Here is an 18,605-nt window from a genome sequence, read left to right as displayed (position 1 = left end):
GAAAAACCGACCTTTTACATGATCAACCTTCTATTGGTGATTTATTAGGTGTTCCTGGTTTTCTAGGATATTTTTTTGGTGTTTGCTTTTTCTTTTCAATGACAATGATGTTCCGTTCGCTTTCTTCTAAAGGAAGAACAAAGGAATGCTTTTCAACAACCTCTCCTCCGAGGACAGTAACAGCTTTTTTCCCTGCTTGCATTTCTTCATCAGCGGCAGATGCTTTTAATGCAACAAACAATCCTTCCTTTTTTACAAGGGGCAGACATAGTTCGCTCAAGACGGATAAACGCGCAACCGCTCTAGCAGTGACAAGATCATAGCTTTCACGCTTTTCCTTACGTTGTCCAAACGTCTCCGCACGATCATGATAAAAAGTAGTATCTTGTAAGTTTAACCCTTTTGCTAACTCATTGAGAAACGTAATTCGTTTCTGAAGAGAATCAACAATGGTTACATGTAGATGAGGGAAGCAAATTTTAAGAGGAATGCTTGGGAAACCAGCACCAGCTCCAATATCGCAAATCGTCGTCACTTTGTGAAAATCAATAAAAAATGCTGCTGAAATTGAATCATAAAAATGCTTTAAATACACTTCTTCCTTTTCAGTAATGGACGTTAAATTCATCTTCTCGTTCCATTCTACAAGCATGCGGAAGTAAGTTTCAAATTGTTCAAGCTGCACAGGAGAAAGAGTCATCCCTTTCTCCTCTAGTGCTGCTGTAAATTGTTCAATGTTCATGCCGACATCCTTTCTATTCTGCTATCTTCGCAATACGTCCCTGCTCTAAATATACTAAAAGGATAGAAATATCAGCAGGGTTAACGCCTGAAATACGAGAAGCCTGTGCAACAGAAAGCGGTCGGACTTCTTTCAGCTTTTGTTTCGCTTCAGTTGCAATTCCTTTGATGGCATCATAATCAATACGATCAGGAATCTTTTTGTTCTCCATCTTTTTCAGCTTTTCAACTTGTTGGAGTGACTTTTCAATATAACCTTCGTATTTAATTTGAATCTCTACCTGCTCACACACATCAGAAGGAAGTGGTGTTTCAGCAGGAGCTAACGTCACAACAGATTCATAGTTCATTTCTGGACGCTTCATCAAATCACTTGCACGAATACCGTCCTTCAGCTCACTTCCACCAAGTGTACGAATAAATTCTTGTGTCTCTGCTGTAGGTTTGATGATGACAGAATATAAACGTTTTTTCTCTGCTTCAATGGCTTCTTTTTTCTGCTGGAATGTCTGGAATCTTTCTTGAGAAATTAATCCAATATGATAGCCAAGTTCAGTTAATCTTAAATCCGCATTGTCATGACGAAGAAGCAAACGATACTCTGCACGGGATGTTAAAAGACGGTAAGGTTCATTTGTTCCCTTTGTGACAAGGTCATCAATGAGAACACCGATATATGCATCAGATCGGCTTAAAATGACTTCTTCTTTACCCAATGCTTTTCTTCCTGCATTAATACCTGCCATAATTCCTTGACCTGCTGCTTCCTCATAGCCAGACGTACCATTAATTTGGCCCGCTGTATATAATCCAGAAATTTTCTTCGTCTCAAGTGTAGGCCACAATTGAGTAGGCACAATTGCATCATACTCAATGGCATAACCCGCTCTCATCATTTGTACATTTTCGAGCCCTGGGATGGTGGAAAGCATGCGCTGCTGTACATCCTCTGGAAGACTTGTAGATAATCCTTGAACATACACTTCCTGCGTATTACGACCTTCTGGCTCTAAGAAAATTTGATGTCTCGGTTTGTCATTGAAACGAACCACTTTATCTTCAATGGAAGGGCAGTATCTAGGACCAGTTCCTTTAATCATACCTGAATACATTGGAGAACGGTGAAGATTCTCATCAATAATTTGATGTGTTTCTAAACTCGTATATGTTAACCAGCATGGCAGTTGGTCTGTAATATATTCAACCGTTTCATAGGAGAACGCCCGCGGAACATCATCACCTGGTTGAATTTCTGTTTTACTATAGTCAATCGAGTGACTATTCACTCGAGGAGGTGTTCCTGTTTTAAAGCGAACCAAATCGAATCCTAACTCTGCTAGGTGATCCGATAATTTGATTGATGGCTGCTGGTTATTAGGACCACTTGAATACGATAGATCCCCTAAAATAATGCGGCCTTTTAAGAAAGTCCCAGTCGTTAATACAACAGACTTCGCACGATAGTTTGCTCCTGTTTGGGTAACGACACCTTTACATTCATCATCTTCTACAATTAAATGATCCACCATACCTTGAAGCATTGTCAGGTTCGGTTCATTTTCCATTGTTTTTTTCATTTCATGCTGATATTGGAACTTATCTGCTTGCGCTCTTAACGCACGGACAGCAGGTCCTTTCCCCGTATTCAGCATGCGCATTTGGATATGCGTCTTATCTATATTTCGTGCCATTTCTCCGCCCAGTGCATCAATTTCTCTAACGACAATCCCTTTTGCAGGACCGCCTACGGACGGATTACATGGCATAAAAGCAACCATATCGAGGTTGATAGTCAATACAAGTGTTTTGGCGCCCTGTCTTGCAGAAGCAAGAGCAGCCTCAACCCCAGCATGACCGGCACCCACGACGATGACGTCATAATTGCCAGCTTCATAACCCATTTCTTATGTTCCTCCCTTTACTTTCCTAAACAAAATTGAGAGAATAGCTGATCAATCAAGCTTTCATGAACAGCATCTCCTATAATTTCACCGAGCTGTTCCCAGCAGCGTGTTAAATCTATTTGAACAATGTCGATCGGTACGTCCATTTCAATGCCTTCAAGAGCATCCTCAATTGATTGTTTTGCTGCCTGAAGGAGGGCAATATGCCTTGTATTACTTACATACGTTAAATCTCCACTTTCAATTGATCCAGTGAAGAACAGTGATTGAATCGCCATTTCAAGCTCATCAATGCCCTTTTCTTGTAATAATGATGTGGTGACGACCGGACGATCCTTCGCTAACTGCTTGACCTTTTCTACATCAAGCTTAGGCTCAAGGTCTGTCTTATTCACAATCACGATGATATCCATACCTGAGACAGCCTCAAAAAGCTTCATATCTTCTTCTGATAATTCTTCGCTATAATTGAGCACAAGTAAAATCAGGTCAGCTTCTTTTAAGACCTGTCTAGATCGTTCAACCCCTATACGCTCAACAATGTCCTCAGTCTCACGTATACCCGCAGTATCGACTAGACGAAGAGGTACACCTCTTACATTCACATATTCCTCAATGACATCTCTCGTAGTTCCAGGAATATCTGTGACAATCGCCTTTGTTTCCTGTACAAGGCTATTCAGCAAGGAAGACTTTCCAACATTCGGTCTTCCTATAATCACAGTGGATAAGCCCTCTCGAAGGATTTTCCCTTGCTGAGAAGTCGAAAGCAGCGACTCAATTTCTTTTTTGACCGATGTCGCTTTTTCCACTAAGACGCGATGTGTCATTTCTTCAACATCGTCATACTCAGGGTAGTCAATATTGACTTCAATATGCGCCAGTGTTTCTAGGATCTCGCCGCGCAGTCGCTGAACCAAACCGGAGAGGCGTCCCTCCATTTGAGTGATTGCTACGTTCATCGCACGATCAGTCTTTGCCCGAATCAAGTCCATGACAGCCTCTGCTTGCGAAAGATCTATTCTTCCATTTAAGAAAGCACGTTTTGTGAACTCACCTGGCTCCGCTAATCTTGCTCCTTCTCTTAAAGCAAGCTGCAATACTTTATTGACCGTTACAATTCCGCCATGGCAGTTAATCTCAATAACGTCTTCTCTCGTAAATGTTTTTGGCGCTCGAAGTACTGACACCATGACCTCTTCTATTACTTGATCAGTACTTGAATCCACAATATGACCATAATGAATTGTATGGGAATCCACTGATACAAGTTTTTTCTCCTTAGGCCCTTTATACATCCGATCAGCGATCTGTACCGCATCAGGCCCACTTAAACGAATAATCGCAATTGCTCCTTCACCCATCGGTGTAGAAATGGCTGCAATTGTATCCATCACTCAATCACCTCTTTCTCTACTTAATAGACAGTCTTTTATCTATTAAATGGACGTTGTCCATCTCTATATCAAAAACGCTTAATCCAAAATTTAAAGATACCATAAATGAAAGCGAAGTGAAAGTATTCCATATCTAATTATCCACAGCTTTGCATCCTATCTATTTTAACACTTAACTTATCCACATGTGAATAACGACGTTCTAAACTTATCTTCACATCTTACACCGAAATCCAATAAATTTAAACGCCCTGATCCCTTTACTTACTTGTAAAAATGGCGTTTTCCACTCATATCACACACTAATTTTTTAGAAATAAAGGATGAATCTTCTATAGAAAGACAATTTTTCAATAAAAAAAGACTAAAATCCAGCTTTGCTGAATTCTAGCCTTTCTGTTATTTTTTATACAGCACCACAACATGACGCTTGCTGCCTGTATCTTCCGATGCCGTTGCAAGTTCTTTAGAAAATGCGGCGATCGTATCATGAATTACTTTTCGTTCATTAGAAGGCATTGGTTCTAAATGAACCTTTCTCTTCGTTTTTAAAACTCTGTTTGCTGTCTTGACGGCATATTGTTCAAGTGCTTCTTGTCGCTTCTTCCTATAATCTCCAATATCAATGGTAATATGATGATACTGATCAGAATAGCGATTAAATACTAGCTGTACCAATGTTTCTAAAGAGTACAAAGTTTGTCCTCTTTTTCCAATCATTAATGACGTTTTATCTCCATCAATGTGGAAAGAAATCTTTTTCGGTTCCTTTTTGGAAACAATCTTCACTTTAGGATCAATTGATTTAACAATATTATCTAAATACTGTGTAGCTAATTTAAGAGCATTTCTCTTTTCTATCAACTTGACTACAGCTTGTCTTTTGCCAAATAATCCTAAGAAACCTTTATTTCCTTCATCAACTATTGTGATATCTACTTCTTCTTTTAGAAGTTGAATTTGTTTAAGTCCGGAATCTACTGCTTCTTCGATTGTGCGACCGACAGCAGTTATTTCCTTCATTTTTTATTCCCGCCAGCTTTTTCTTTTGTATCCAAATTTACTTGAGGAGTTTTAATCACTAATGTTTGGATGATCATGAAAATGTTACCTACAACCCAGTACAATGAAAGTGCTGCTGGGAAACTAATGGCAAATACAATGATCATAATCGGCATAACCCATAGCATGATAGCCATTTGAGGGTTGTCCGAAGGATTTCCAGCCATCATCAGTTTTTGCTGAATGAAAGTAGCTACCCCCGCAATGATCGGTAATAGGAACAATGGATCTGGACTGCCTAAGTCAAACCATAAAAATGTATGCTTTTTAATTTCTGCTGTTCTCATAATCGCATGATAAAAACCAATTAGGATTGGCATCTGAATTAAAATCGGGAAACATCCAGCTAATGGATTGACGCCATTTTTTTGGAAAAGGGCCATTGTTTCCTGTTGAAGCTGCTGCTGAGTTTTTTGGTCTTTAGAGCTATATTTTTCACGAAGCTTTTTCAATTCAGGCTGCAATGCTTGCATTGCTTTTGTACTTCTTAACTGCTTAATCATTAATGGTAGAATGAGCAAGCGGATTAACAGTGTCACAATAATGATCGCAACCCCGTAGTTTTCACCAGTCAAATTTGCCATGTACGTGATTAATTGAGATAGCGGGTAAACAATATAAGAATTCCAGAATCCCTTACTATCTGATGTGATTGGTTCATTGATTTGTGTACATCCTGCCAATAGAACCAACACGCCAATCAAGCTAAATATTAGTAATAATCGCCTTTTCAACAAGATTCCTCCCATTACTTCAAACTTTATTTAAGTTGGAATTGATTACGAAAGTGACTCACCTAATCAGTATGGTAACATTTTTTCATTACAAAGTGGTGGTTTCATTTTAATTCACTAGATGAAGGAAGCGCTTTTAAAAATTGATTCAACGAAAGTTTCTATTACGAAGACTTTTTCGGTTGTTGTTGATAAACAGCGGATTTTCTAAATAAATGTTGGAGAGACTTCTTTGTTTCTTCAAAGGTCAATTCACTTGCTGGTTTTCTTGCAATGACAATGTAGTCTTTTTCTTGCTTTAACTTATGACCTTCCTCTAAAAACACCTGGCGGATCAGTCGTTTAATTCGATTTCTCATCACTGCATTACCAATCTTCTTACTGACAGACAATCCCAAACGCAGTTCATCTTGATTTGGTTGATCCAGCTGGTAAATAACGAATTGACGATTCGCCATTGATTGACCTTTTCTGAACACTTTTTGAAACTCTTCATTTTTTTTTAGCCTGTTTCGCTTCTTCATGTTTTCTTCCACTCCGATAAAAACTGACAGTTCATTTACGATTTTATGTAAAAAAGACCACTGACATTATTCAGTGGCCTAAGCTGATAATTTTTTTCTACCTTTGCTGCGGCGTCGCTTTAAAACTAGACGTCCGTTTTTAGAACTCATACGGCTGCGGAAGCCATGAACTTTACTACGCTTACGGTTATTTGGTTGAAACGTTCTTTTCATTTATGACACCTCCCTGAGGAATAGCTGTTTAAGACAGTCTAACTCATTATATTTGTGTAACCCATCGATTGTCAATATCAATGATAAAACTCTTATTATCAACCTTATAAGCATAACATAATTTATCAAACGAAGAAACCTTCTTTTTCAGTTTCCAGCATTTTATTCTTTTTTCCTCCTAAAAGGCCTGCAAAACAAGGGTGTGGATATTTTTCCGGCATATTTAGACTATCCACATCCATTATCGACATTTTTTTCACACAAATAACCGATGTGGATAATTATTTTTCAACAGGATGTAAAGTGTGTGGATAAGTTTGTGACACCCATTGCACCATCTTGTTTATTTTGATATTATATTTGTGTTTTAACTCTTAATTACTTATCTGACCTATTTGCGTTATCCACAAATTGTGGATAAGCTGTGGAAAGATATTACACAGGCTGTTGAATTATTTATCCACAGACTGTGTAATTTGTCGAAAAGACGTTTTTCTACTATATTATTTGTTTTCAACAACGTATGTGCACGAATGGTGATGACCATTTGCTCTTTTTCGTGTTCTATAACAGTTTGATATTGGTCATTTTATAAAGAAAAGGAGGGGGGAGAAGCCTTATGGAAAATATTTTGGATCTGTGGAATAAAGCACTTCAAAAAATAGAGACAAAGTTGAGCAAACCCAGTTTTGAGACATGGATGAAATCGACAAAAGCCCATTCTCTTCAAGGCGATACGCTTACAATTACGGCACCTAATGAATTTGCTAGAGACTGGCTGGAATCAAGATATCTCCACTTAATTGCTGATACCATCTACGAACTGACAGGTGAAGAGCTCAGCATTAAATTTATTATTCCTCAAAATCAGGATGAAGTGGAAGCCATGCCAAAGTCTCCAATTAAAAAAATGTCTAAAGAAGAGGCCGTTGATATTCCACAAAATATGCTGAATCCAAAATATACATTTGATACTTTTGTTATTGGTTCAGGCAACCGATTTGCGCATGCCGCTTCACTTGCAGTTGCGGAAGCACCGGCAAAAGCATATAACCCGCTCTTTATTTATGGGGGCGTTGGTTTAGGAAAGACTCACTTGATGCATGCGATTGGTCATTATGTCATCGACCATAATCCATCAGCCAAAGTGGTCTATCTATCATCTGAAAAATTTACAAATGAATTTATCAACTCAATCCGAGACAACAAAGCTGTCGATTTCCGTAATCGCTATCGGAATGTAGATGTGCTTTTGATAGATGATATTCAATTTTTAGCAGGAAAAGAACAAACACAAGAAGAGTTTTTCCATACATTCAACACACTTCACGAAGAAAGTAAGCAAATCGTCATTTCTAGTGACCGGCCGCCGAAAGAAATTCCGACACTTGAAGACAGATTACGCTCTCGATTCGAATGGGGCTTAATCACAGACATTACCCCGCCAGATTTAGAAACACGTATTGCAATTTTGCGAAAAAAGGCAAAAGCAGAAGGCTTAGACATTCCGAATGAAGTCATGCTTTATATTGCCAATCAAATCGACAGCAACATTCGTGAACTGGAGGGTGCTTTGATTCGTGTCGTTGCTTACTCTTCTTTAATTAATAAAGACATCAATGCGGATCTAGCAGCTGAGGCCCTAAAGGACATCATTCCTTCATCGAAGCCAAGAGTCATTACAATTAAAGATATTCAAAGAATTGTAGGGCAGCAATTTAATATACGCTTAGAGGATTTCAAAGCGAAGAAACGTACGAAGTCAGTTGCTTATCCAAGACAAATTGCCATGTATCTCTCTAGAGAAATGACCGATTCCTCTCTGCCTAAAATAGGAGAAGAATTTGGAGGTCGTGATCATACGACTGTCATTCATGCTCATGAGAAGATTTCGAAATTAATGGTTGAGGATGAACAGCTTCAGCAGCATGTGAAAGAAATCAAAGAACAATTAAAATAACCAAGCTGATATAATAAGTACGGGAAAATGTGAATAACTAGAGCATAGTCATACACAGTCTGTCCACATGTGGATAGGCTGTCTTTCCTTTCTTTTTACCGACTTATCCACATATTCACAAGCCCTACTATTACTTCTACGATTTTTATTAATAAAATATATATACATGTCATTAAGAAAATTTAGGAGGACCACTATGAAATTCACGATTCAAAAAGATCGTCTTGTCGAAAGTGTCCAAGATGTATTAAAGGCCGTATCCTCTAGAACAACGATACCTATTTTGACAGGGATTAAAATTGTTGCATCTGATGAGGGGGTTTCTCTAACAGGAAGCGACTCTGATATCTCAATTGAATCCTTTATTCCTCAAAGAGATGGAGATTTAGAAGTAATCACGATTGACCGTCCAGGGAGTATTGTGCTTCAGGCCCGCTTCTTTAGTGAAATTGTGAAGAAACTGCCAATGGCTACTGTCGAAATTGAAGTAGAACAAAATCACCTCACGATCATCCGTTCTGGTTCAGCGGAATTTAACTTAAACGGCTTAGATGCTGAGGAATATCCGCATCTGCCGCAAATTGAAGAGCATCATGCATTTCAAGTCCCGACAGATTTGCTTAAAAACTTAATTCGTCAAACCGTTTTTGCAGTGTCCACCTCAGAAACACGACCTATCTTGACAGGTGTAAACTGGAAGGTAGAGAAAGGTGAATTAATATGCACAGCGACGGATAGCCACCGTCTTGCTTTAAGAAAAGCGAAGTTGGATATTGACGAGGAAAGCTCATACAATGTCGTAATTCCAGGGAAGAGTTTAACAGAGCTAAGTAGAATCCTTGATGACGGACAAGATCTTGTGAGCATCGTGATTACAGAAACGCAAGTTCTCTTTAAAGCACAAAACGTGTTGTTCTTCTCAAGATTGCTGGATGGTAATTATCCAGATACAGCTCGCCTGATCCCGCAAGAAAGTAAAACGGATGTCGTGGTCAACACGAAGGAATTCCTTCAAGCTATTGATCGTGCATCACTTTTGGCAAGAGAAGGACGCAATAATGTCGTAAAACTGTCAGCTGATCCTGAACAAAGCCTTGAGATTTCTTCTAATTCACCTGAAATCGGTAAAGTAGTCGAAACGGTTCAAGCGGATGACATTAAAGGGGAGGACCTCAAAATCTCCTTCAGTCCAAAATATATGCTGGATGCGTTAAAAGTATTAGAGGGAACAGAAATTCATGTAAGCTTCACTGGTGCCATGAGACCGTTCCTGTTGCGCACGCCAAATGATGATTCAATCTTGCAGTTGATTCTCCCAGTCAGAACATATTAATCCAATCTAAAATAGCTGCTGTGTGAGTGCACAGCAGCTTTTCTTCTCGTTTACCATGCTTTCTTTCATCCTAGTTCGCTTTCCCCCTTTCCTTCTTGTCTTGTTTTTTAGTACAATTAGATATTAGTGATATTGAAAGAGGTCGATATAATGCCTAATCTTATAACCATTGAGAAAGAAATGATTACTTTAGGGCAGTTTTTGAAATTAGCCGAAGTCATCCAATCTGGCGGAATGGCGAAATGGTTTTTAAGTGAACATGAGGTGTTCATTAATCAAGAGCCAGATAATAGACGGGGACGCAAACTATACCCAGGAGATGTTGTCGAGATAGAAGGTTATGGCACATTTCAAGTTGTGAATTAGAAACGGGTGACAATACATGTACATTCAAAGTCTGGCGTTAACTTCATACAGAAACTATGAACACACTGAGCTTCAATTCGACAACAAGGTGAATGTCATGATCGGTGAGAATGCCCAAGGTAAAACGAACTTGATGGAAGCGATCTACGTATTGTCGATGGCAAAGTCGCATCGTACGTCAAATGATAAAGAACTTATCCGATGGGACCAAGACTATGCTAAAATAGAAGGTAGAGTCATCAAAAAAAATGGTCCACTCCCAATGCAGCTCGTGATCTCAAAAAAAGGGAAAAAGGGCAAGGTCAATCACATTGAACAACAGAAGCTCAGTCATTATGTTGGTGCGTTAAACACCATCATGTTTGCACCAGAGGACTTAAGTCTTGTGAAGGGCAGCCCGCAAATCCGCAGAAGATTCCTCGATATGGAGATTGGACAAGTTTCGGCTGTCTATTTGCATGATTTATCGCTCTATCAAAAAATCCTCTCTCAGCGGAATCATTACTTGAAACAATTGCAGACAAGAAAGCAAACGGATCAAGCGATGCTGGAGGTTTTAACAGAGCAGTTGATTGATGCGGCAGTGAAAGTTGTCAAAAGACGACTGACTTTTACGAAACAGCTCGAGAAATGGGCGCAGCCGCTGCATTTTGGCATTTCTAGAGAGCTAGAAACACTCACGCTCCAATACCAGACTGCGATAGAGGTATCAGAAGCGTCAGACTTGTCGAAAATAAAGAATAGCTATGAAGAATCGTTTCAGAAACTAAGAGACAGAGAAATAGACCGAGGAGTGACACTGTGGGGACCTCACAGAGATGACCTTCTTTTCTTTGTGAATGGTCGGGATGTTCAGACATATGGCTCTCAAGGGCAGCAAAGAACAACAGCTCTTTCACTAAAGCTGGCAGAAATCGACCTGATACATGAAGAAATCGGAGAATATCCCATTCTTCTACTCGATGATGTTTTATCTGAACTTGATGATTACAGACAGTCTCATTTGCTCCATACCATTCAGGGACGTGTACAGACCTTCGTCACCACAACAAGTGTTGAAGGCATCGATCACGCCACCTTGAAAGAAGCGGAAATTTTCAGAGTAGCCAGTGGAAAAGTAATTGACTGATAAATGAGGTGTGAGTCTTGTATATTCATTTAGGTGATGATTGTGTTGTTTCTACACGAGAGATTGTCGCAATTGTTGATTACAAAATGAGGTCGTCTTCTGTTGTAGAAGAGTTTCTCCAAAAACAAGAAGAACAAATCATTTCGTTATCACAAGGAACACCCAAATCCATCGTCGTCACAACTGAATCTGTTTATTACTCTCCTCTTTCCTCAAGCACGCTCAAAAAACGTGCTTCATTTGTGATTGAAATTGAAGTCTAAAAGCTCAATTCATATAAATATATCGTTTAAGAAAAGTGTAGGTGAATGTACGTGGCAATGGAACAGCAACATAATAGTTATGATGAAAATCAGATACAGGTGCTCGAAGGACTAGAAGCTGTTAGAAAACGTCCAGGAATGTACATCGGGTCAACCAGTGCAAAAGGACTTCACCATCTTGTATGGGAAATTGTTGACAACAGTATTGATGAGGCTTTAGCTGGATATTGCACAGATATTACGGTGCAAATTGAAAAGGATAATAGCATTACAGTGAAAGATAATGGCCGCGGGATTCCGGTTGGGATTCATGAGAAAATGGGACGTCCTGCTGTAGAGGTCATTATGACTGTTCTTCACGCTGGCGGTAAATTTGACGGCAGCGGTTATAAAGTATCTGGCGGTCTGCATGGCGTAGGGGCATCTGTTGTTAATGCGTTATCTACGACCTTAGACGTGACCGTATATCGTGACGGGAAAATTCATTATCAACAATTCAAACGCGGTGTTCCAGCTGGAGATTTAGAGATCATTGGTGAAACAGATGTTACAGGGACAACCACTCATTTTGTGCCAGATCCAGAAATTTTTACTGAAACCATTGAATTTGATTACGACACACTTGCCAACCGTGTACGTGAGTTAGCTTTCTTAACAAAAGGTGTAAACATCATTATTGAAGATTTACGTGAAGGTAAAGAACGACGAAATGAATACTGCTATGAAGGCGGTATTAAGAGCTATGTAGAACATTTAAATCGCTCAAAAGAAGTCGTTCATGAAGAACCCGTTTACATCGAAGGTGAAAAAGACGGAATCACGATTGAAGTGGCGTTACAATATAACGATTCCTATACAAGCAACATCTATTCCTTCGCCAACAATATCAACACGTATGAAGGCGGAACGCACGAAGCAGGCTTTAAAACAGGTTTGACGCGTGTTATCAATGATTATGCTCGTAAGAATGGCGTATTCAAAGATGGAGACTCGAATTTGAGCGGTGAAGATGTGCGAGAAGGCTTAACAGCCATTATCTCCATCAAACATCCAGATCCTCAATTCGAAGGACAAACGAAGACAAAGCTTGGGAACTCAGAAGCAAGAACCATTACCGACTCCCTTTTCTCCGAAGCACTTGAGAAATTCCTCTTAGAGAATCCTGATGCTGCAAAGAAAATTGTGGAGAAAGGCGTGATGGCAGCTCGTGCAAGAATGGCTGCCAAAAAGGCACGTGAGCTGACAAGACGTAAAAGTGCACTGGAAGTCTCCAGCTTACCGGGGAAACTGGCGGACTGTTCTTCTAAAGACCCTTCCATCTCTGAACTCTATATCGTAGAGGGAGATTCTGCGGGCGGATCTGCTAAGCAAGGCCGTGATCGTCACTTCCAAGCGATCTTACCGTTAAGAGGGAAGATCCTAAACGTTGAAAAAGCGCGACTAGATAAAATTCTATCGAACAACGAGGTTCGTTCAATGATTACAGCATTAGGAACTGGAATCGGAGAAGACTTCACTTTAGAGAAAGCTCGCTATCACAAAGTTGTGATCATGACGGATGCCGATGTGGATGGAGCGCACATTCGAACGCTGCTTTTAACATTCTTCTACCGCTACATGCGTGAAATTATTGAAAACGGTTATGTGTATATTGCACAGCCGCCTTTATATAAAGTGCAGCAAGGAAAACGTGTTGAGTACGTGTATAACGACAAACAGCTAGATGAGCTGTTAAAATCACTTCCTCAAACACCAAAACCTGGACTTCAGCGTTATAAAGGTCTTGGAGAGATGAATGCTACTCAGCTTTGGGAAACAACAATGGATCCTGATGCGAGAACACTTCTTCAAGTCACACTTGAGGATGCGATCGATGCTGATGAGACATTTGAAATGCTCATGGGAGATAAAGTAGAGCCGAGAAGAAACTTTATCGAAGAAAACGCGCAATACGTGAAAAACCTCGATATTTAGATAGATCCCTACTGAGAACAACCTTATTTCTTGTTTGGAATAAGGTTGTTTTTCAAGAAATAGGGGCGTATAACCAATGTCCTGTTTTTCCGTGTTTTCGTTGATTTTCTAGTAAATAAATGTGTATAAAGACGAGATTATTGATATAATGGAGAATAGTCTTGTGAAGATAAATACATATTTTACTCCCACATAATTTATTTCATGTGATACGTAAAGGGAGGTTCTTATAGTGAGTGAACAACATACACCAAATGTACGCGAAGTGAATATTAGTCAAGAAATGCGTACGTCCTTTTTAGATTATGCAATGAGTGTGATTGTGTCGCGTGCATTACCAGATGTGCGAGACGGATTAAAGCCCGTGCATCGAAGAATTTTGTATGCGATGAATGACCTAGGTATGACAAGTGATAAACCATTTAAGAAATCTGCACGTATCGTTGGGGAAGTTATCGGTAAGTATCACCCTCACGGTGACAGCGCTGTATACGAAGCAATGGTTCGTATGGCGCAAGACTTCAACTATCGTTATATGTTAGTTGATGGTCATGGAAACTTTGGTTCAGTCGATGGAGACGGAGCAGCGGCGATGCGTTATACCGAGGCGCGACTATCTAAGATTTCTATGGAAATCCTCCGTGATATCACAAAGGATACCATTGATTATCAAGATAACTATGACGGCAGTGAAAGAGAGCCAATGGTGATGCCTGCAAGATTCCCGAACTTATTGGTCAACGGAGCGACAGGAATTGCTGTAGGAATGGCGACCAATATTCCGCCGCACCAATTAGGTGAAGTGATTGATGGGGTATTGGCCATCAGTCAAAACCCGGAAATGACAACACAGGAGCTTATGGATATCATCCCAGGGCCAGATTTCCCAACAGCAGGTCAAATCATTGGCCGAAGTGGTATTCGAAAGGCGTATGAAACAGGGCGCGGCTCTATTACATTAAGAGCAAAATCGAATATTGAGGAAACATCTAGCGGAAAACAGCGCATTGTTATCAATGAGATCCCGTACCAAGTCAACAAAGCCCGTTTGATTGAAAAAATTGCTGATCTTGTGCGTGATAAAAAGATTGATGGCATTACAGATTTGCGTGATGAATCAGATCGTAATGGTATGCGTATTGTCATTGAACTGCGAAGAGACGCAAACGTCCATGTTCTATTAAACAATCTTTATAAACAAACGACACTTCAAACGTCATTTGGTATCAACTTATTAGCACTTGTTGATGGACAGCCGAAAGTCTTGTCCCTCAAACAATGTCTTGAGTATTATCTAGAGCATCAAAAAGTGATCATTCGCAGAAGAACGGCGTATGAGCTGCGTAAAGCAGAAGCAAGAGCACACATTTTAGAAGGCCTCAGAATTGCACTTGATCACTTAGATGAAGTCATTGCTTTAATTAGAGGCTCTCAAACTGCGGAAATTGCGAGAAATGGTTTGATGGAAAACTATAGCTTGTCTGAAAAACAGGCACAGGCCATTCTTGATATGCGACTTCAGCGTTTGACTGGCCTAGAACGAGAAAAGATAGAAGATGAATATAAAGGACTTGTTGATTTGATTGCTGAATTAAAAGCCATTTTAGCAGACAATGAGAAAGTACTTGAAATCATTAGAGAAGAATTAACAGAAATTAAAGAACGCTTTAATGATACGCGCCGGACTGAAATTGTGACAGCGGGTATTGAAACAATTGAAGACGAAGATTTGATTCCTGTTGAGAACATCGTGATTACGCTGACGCATAATGGTTATATCAAGCGTCTCCCTGCATCAACATACCGCAGTCAAAAAAGAGGCGGTAAAGGTGTCCAAGGAATGGGAACTAACGAAGATGATTTCGTTGAACAGTTGATTTCAACATCGACCCACGATACGATTCTTTTCTTCTCTAATAAAGGGAAGGTTTATCGTGCGAAAGGGTATGAGATTCCTGAATTCGGACGGACAGCGAAAGGGATTCCGATCATTAACCTTCTTGAAGTAGAAAAGGGAGAATGGATTAACGCCATTATTCCAGTAAGCGAATTTGATGAAAATTCGTATCTCTTCTTTACAACAAGACACGGTGTATCAAAACGGACGACATTGTCTCAGTTTGCTAACATTCGAAACAACGGTCTTATTGCACTCAGCCTTCGTGACGAAGATGAACTGATGGCTGTTCGTTTAACCAATGGAGAAAAACAAATCATCATTGGAACGAAAAAGGGGATGCTGATCCGTTTTGACGAGACAGATGTTCGTGAAATGGGACGTACGGCAGCTGGAGTGAAAGGTATCACACTTTCCGAAGATGACATTGTCGTGGGTATGGAAATCCTTGAACCAGATGCAAACGTATTGATTGTAACTGAAAAAGGATATGGTAAACTAACCCCTGAAAAAGAATACCGTGTGCAAAGTCGTGGCGGTAAAGGTCTTAAAACGTGCAAAATCACTGACAACAACGGTCCGCTTGTCGCAGTGAAGGCAACTAATGCTGAAGCCGAAGAAGACTTGATGATTATTACAGGAAGCGGTGTAATCATTCGTATGGCCGTTTCCGACATTTCGACAACAGGTCGAGTCACTCAAGGTGTCCGCCTAATCCGCCTCGGTGATGAGGAACATGTCGCTACAGTGGCATTAGTTGAACAATCACAAGAAGACGATGAAGAGATTAGTGAAGAGAACGTAGAAAATATAGAGTCAGATCAAGAGCAATCTGAGTAAAAATGAAGCCGGTTCTTCACCGGCTTTATTTTTTTTTGAAAAAACATCATTTTTTTTGAAATTTATAATGCTTTTTTCATAGATATGTGTTAATCTTTCAAAGGAGCAAAAAGAGGCTCTATTTTTTATCTCATTCTCAGTAAAAACTTCTTTAAAAAAACGAAATGTTTTTTAAGAAAAATGTTGACTGTTGATAGAGATACATGATATATTTAAGTGGTCGCTTTAAGAGAGTGGCACACAAGTTCTTTGAAAACTAAACAAGACAAAACGTACCTGTTAATTCGAGTTTTTATAAAAAAATCCTATGAAATATCATAGGTAGTCAGTCAAACTGGCGAAAAACAAAACTTCGGTTTTGTACTTTTTCGGAGAGTTTGATCCTGGCTCAGGACGAACGCTGGCGGCGTGCCTAATACATGCAAGTCGAGCGGACAGAAGGGAGCTTGCTCCCGGATGTTAGCGGCGGACGGGTGAGTAACACGTGGGTAACCTGCCTGTAAGACTGGGATAACTCCGGGAAACCGGAGCTAATACCGGATAGTTCCTTGAACCGCATGGTTCAAGGATGAAAGACGGTTTCGGCTGTCACTTACAGATGGACCCGCGGCGCATTAGCTAGTTGGTGGGGTAATGGCTCACCAAGGCGACGATGCGTAGCCGACCTGAGAGGGTGATCGGCCACACTGGGACTGAGACACGGCCCAGACTCCTACGGGAGGCAGCAGTAGGGAATCTTCCGCAATGGACGAAAGTCTGACGGAGCAACGCCGCGTGAGTGATGAAGGTTTTCGGATCGTAAAGCTCTGTTGTTAGGGAAGAACAAGTGCGAGAGTAACTGCTCGCACCTTGACGGTACCTAACCAGAAAGCCACGGCTAACTACGTGCCAGCAGCCGCGGTAATACGTAGGTGGCAAGCGTTGTCCGGAATTATTGGGCGTAAAGGGCTCGCAGGCGGTTTCTTAAGTCTGATGTGAAAGCCCCCGGCTCAACCGGGGAGGGTCATTGGAAACTGGGAAACTTGAGTGCAGAAGAGGAGAGTGGAATTCCACGTGTAGCGGTGAAATGCGTAGAGATGTGGAGGAACACCAGTGGCGAAGGCGACTCTCTGGTCTGTAACTGACGCTGAGGAGCGAAAGCGTGGGGAGCGAACAGGATTAGATACCCTGGTAGTCCACGCCGTAAACGATGAGTGCTAAGTGTTAGGGGGTTTCCGCCCCTTAGTGCTGCAGCTAACGCATTAAGCACTCCGCCTGGGGAGTACGGTCGCAAGACTGAAACTCAAAGGAATTGACGGGGGCCCGCACAAGCGGTGGAGCATGTGGTTTAATTCGAAGCAACGCGAAGAACCTTACCAGGTCTTGACATCCTCTGACAACCCTAGAGATAGGGCTTTCCCTTCGGGGACAGAGTGACAGGTGGTGCATGGTTGTCGTCAGCTCGTGTCGTGAGATGTTGGGTTAAGTCCCGCAACGAGCGCAACCCTTGATCTTAGTTGCCAGCATTTAGTTGGGCACTCTAAGGTGACTGCCGGTGACAAACCGGAGGAAGGTGGGGATGACGTCAAATCATCATGCCCCTTATGACCTGGGCTACACACGTGCTACAATGGACAGAACAAAGGGCTGCGAGACCGCAAGGTTTAGCCAATCCCATAAATCTGTTCTCAGTTCGGATCGCAGTCTGCAACTCGACTGCGTGAAGCTGGAATCGCTAGTAATCGCGGATCAGCATGCCGCGGTGAATACGTTCCCGGGCCTTGTACACACCGCCCGTCACACCACGAGAGTTTGCAACACCCGAAGTCGGTGAGGTAACCTTTATGGAGCCAGCCGCCGAAGGTGGGGCAGATGATTGGGGTGAAGTCGTAACAAGGTAGCCGTATCGGAAGGTGCGGCTGGATCACCTCCTTTCTAAGGATATATGGAGCAGTGTGCGTTTTCGTCTTGTTTAGTTTTGAAGGAACTTGCAAAAGATCCTACAATATCATATCTTCGATATGAAAGATGGGCCTGTAGCTCAGCTGGTTAGAGCGCACGCCTGATAAGCGTGAGGTCGGTGGTTCGAGTCCACTCAGGCCCACCATCTTCTATTAAATCGGGGCCTTAGCTCAGCTGGGAGAGCGCCTGCCTTGCACGCAGGAGGTCAGCGGTTCGATCCCGCTAGGCTCCACCAACGTGTTCTTTGAAAACTAGATAACAATAAGTAATACATTCACATTGAATGCAATGCAAAGTTCATCACACATAGTGATTCTTTCTAAAGTA

At 41.1% G+C, this 18,605-nt stretch carries 14 protein-coding genes, 2 tRNA genes and 1 rRNA gene; 10 read left to right on the top strand and 7 right to left on the bottom strand.

Annotation, left to right across the window (positions count from 1 at the left end):
• Positions 1–22: 22 nt before the first annotated feature.
• From rsmG to rpmH, 7 genes are all read right to left on the bottom strand, one after another.
• Positions 23–742 carry a 16S rRNA (guanine(527)-N(7))-methyltransferase RsmG gene (rsmG, locus tag ACSSTM_RS11825; RefSeq protein WP_034660662.1) on the bottom strand — a complete coding sequence of 240 codons (720 nt, stop codon included), beginning with the start codon at positions 740–742 and terminating at the stop codon, positions 23–25.
• A gap of 13 nt (positions 743–755) precedes the next feature.
• A complete protein-coding gene (gene mnmG, locus ACSSTM_RS11820; RefSeq protein WP_420735004.1) occupies positions 756–2,642 on the bottom strand; it encodes a tRNA uridine-5-carboxymethylaminomethyl(34) synthesis enzyme MnmG in 1,887 nt (628 codons plus the stop codon).
• A 17-nt stretch (positions 2,643–2,659) separates the two neighbouring features.
• Positions 2,660–4,039 carry a tRNA uridine-5-carboxymethylaminomethyl(34) synthesis GTPase MnmE gene (gene mnmE / locus ACSSTM_RS11815; protein WP_060597707.1) on the bottom strand — a complete coding sequence of 460 codons (1,380 nt, stop codon included), beginning with the start codon at positions 4,037–4,039 and terminating at the stop codon, positions 2,660–2,662.
• A gap of 402 nt (positions 4,040–4,441) precedes the next feature.
• A complete protein-coding gene (jag, locus tag ACSSTM_RS11810) occupies positions 4,442–5,065 on the bottom strand; it encodes an RNA-binding cell elongation regulator Jag/EloR (protein ID WP_420735005.1) in 624 nt (207 codons plus the stop codon).
• Positions 5,062–5,844 carry a YidC family membrane integrase SpoIIIJ gene (spoIIIJ, locus tag ACSSTM_RS11805; RefSeq protein ID WP_420735007.1) on the bottom strand — a complete coding sequence of 261 codons (783 nt, stop codon included), beginning with the start codon at positions 5,842–5,844 and terminating at the stop codon, positions 5,062–5,064. The genes jag and spoIIIJ overlap by 4 nt, the downstream gene beginning before the upstream one ends.
• Before the next feature lie 158 nt (positions 5,845–6,002).
• Positions 6,003–6,362 (bottom strand): ribonuclease P protein component, encoded by a 360-nt coding sequence (rnpA, locus tag ACSSTM_RS11800; RefSeq protein ID WP_034660668.1) that lies wholly within the window; start codon positions 6,360–6,362, stop codon positions 6,003–6,005.
• A 78-nt stretch (positions 6,363–6,440) separates the two neighbouring features.
• Entirely contained in the window at positions 6,441–6,575 is a 135-nt protein-coding gene (gene rpmH / locus ACSSTM_RS11795; RefSeq protein WP_008360908.1) for a 50S ribosomal protein L34, read from the bottom strand.
• Positions 6,576–7,194: 619 nt separating this feature from the next.
• Here rpmH and dnaA point away from each other — a divergent pair.
• From dnaA to ACSSTM_RS11745, 10 genes are all read left to right on the top strand, one after another.
• Positions 7,195–8,535, top strand: a complete 1,341-nt coding sequence (dnaA, locus tag ACSSTM_RS11790; protein WP_034660669.1) for a chromosomal replication initiator protein DnaA — start codon at positions 7,195–7,197, stop codon at positions 8,533–8,535.
• A gap of 196 nt (positions 8,536–8,731) precedes the next feature.
• Positions 8,732–9,868, top strand: a complete 1,137-nt coding sequence (gene dnaN, locus ACSSTM_RS11785) for a DNA polymerase III subunit beta (RefSeq protein WP_034660670.1) — start codon at positions 8,732–8,734, stop codon at positions 9,866–9,868.
• Positions 9,869–10,018: 150 nt separating this feature from the next.
• Positions 10,019–10,234, top strand: coding sequence for a S4 domain-containing protein YaaA (gene yaaA / locus ACSSTM_RS11780; RefSeq protein ID WP_003215257.1), 216 nt, complete (start codon positions 10,019–10,021; stop codon positions 10,232–10,234).
• Positions 10,235–10,250: 16 nt separating this feature from the next.
• Positions 10,251–11,363 (top strand): DNA replication/repair protein RecF, encoded by a 1,113-nt coding sequence (recF, locus tag ACSSTM_RS11775; RefSeq protein WP_034660671.1) that lies wholly within the window; start codon positions 10,251–10,253, stop codon positions 11,361–11,363.
• A 17-nt stretch (positions 11,364–11,380) separates the two neighbouring features.
• Positions 11,381–11,626 (top strand): extracellular matrix regulator RemB, encoded by a 246-nt coding sequence (remB, locus tag ACSSTM_RS11770; RefSeq protein ID WP_008360920.1) that lies wholly within the window; start codon positions 11,381–11,383, stop codon positions 11,624–11,626.
• A gap of 57 nt (positions 11,627–11,683) precedes the next feature.
• Positions 11,684–13,600 (top strand): DNA topoisomerase (ATP-hydrolyzing) subunit B, encoded by a 1,917-nt coding sequence (gene gyrB / locus ACSSTM_RS11765; protein WP_095286181.1) that lies wholly within the window; start codon positions 11,684–11,686, stop codon positions 13,598–13,600.
• A gap of 232 nt (positions 13,601–13,832) precedes the next feature.
• Entirely contained in the window at positions 13,833–16,337 is a 2,505-nt protein-coding gene (gene gyrA, locus ACSSTM_RS11760) for a DNA gyrase subunit A (protein ID WP_034660673.1), read from the top strand.
• Between the two features lie 365 nt (positions 16,338–16,702).
• A 16S ribosomal RNA gene (locus ACSSTM_RS11755) occupies positions 16,703–18,251 on the top strand.
• 95 nt (positions 18,252–18,346) lie between these two features.
• Positions 18,347–18,423, top strand: a tRNA-Ile gene (locus ACSSTM_RS11750).
• Positions 18,424–18,437: 14 nt separating this feature from the next.
• A tRNA-Ala gene (locus ACSSTM_RS11745) sits at positions 18,438–18,513 on the top strand.
• Positions 18,514–18,605: the final 92 nt, after the last annotated feature.

Source organism: Bacillus sp. RK1064, from assembly GCF_051488405.1.
Classification (GTDB): domain Bacteria; phylum Bacillota; class Bacilli; order Bacillales; family Bacillaceae; genus Bacillus.
This window is presented reverse-complemented; position numbering and strand designations above follow the sequence as displayed.

What these genes read in the sequence shown, in the direction of transcription:
- rpmH (WP_008360908.1), bottom strand. Translation starts at nt 6,575, where the DNA reads ATGAAAAGAACGTTTCAACCAAATAACCGTAAGCGTAGTAAAGTTCAT.
- yaaA (WP_003215257.1), top strand. Translation starts at nt 10,019, where the DNA reads ATGCCTAATCTTATAACCATTGAGAAAGAAATGATTACTTTAGGGCAG.
- rsmG (WP_034660662.1), bottom strand. Translation starts at nt 742, where the DNA reads ATGAACATTGAACAATTTACAGCAGCACTAGAGGAGAAAGGGATGACT.
- dnaA (WP_034660669.1), top strand. Translation starts at nt 7,195, where the DNA reads ATGGAAAATATTTTGGATCTGTGGAATAAAGCACTTCAAAAAATAGAG.
- dnaN (WP_034660670.1), top strand. Translation starts at nt 8,732, where the DNA reads ATGAAATTCACGATTCAAAAAGATCGTCTTGTCGAAAGTGTCCAAGAT.
- mnmE (WP_060597707.1), bottom strand. Translation starts at nt 4,039, where the DNA reads ATGGATACAATTGCAGCCATTTCTACACCGATGGGTGAAGGAGCAATT.
- rnpA (WP_034660668.1), bottom strand. Translation starts at nt 6,362, where the DNA reads ATGAAGAAGCGAAACAGGCTAAAAAAAAATGAAGAGTTTCAAAAAGTG.
- recF (WP_034660671.1), top strand. Translation starts at nt 10,251, where the DNA reads ATGTACATTCAAAGTCTGGCGTTAACTTCATACAGAAACTATGAACAC.
- mnmG (WP_420735004.1), bottom strand. Translation starts at nt 2,642, where the DNA reads ATGGGTTATGAAGCTGGCAATTATGACGTCATCGTCGTGGGTGCCGGT.
- gyrB (WP_095286181.1), top strand. Translation starts at nt 11,684, where the DNA reads ATGGAACAGCAACATAATAGTTATGATGAAAATCAGATACAGGTGCTC.
- jag (WP_420735005.1), bottom strand. Translation starts at nt 5,065, where the DNA reads ATGAAGGAAATAACTGCTGTCGGTCGCACAATCGAAGAAGCAGTAGAT.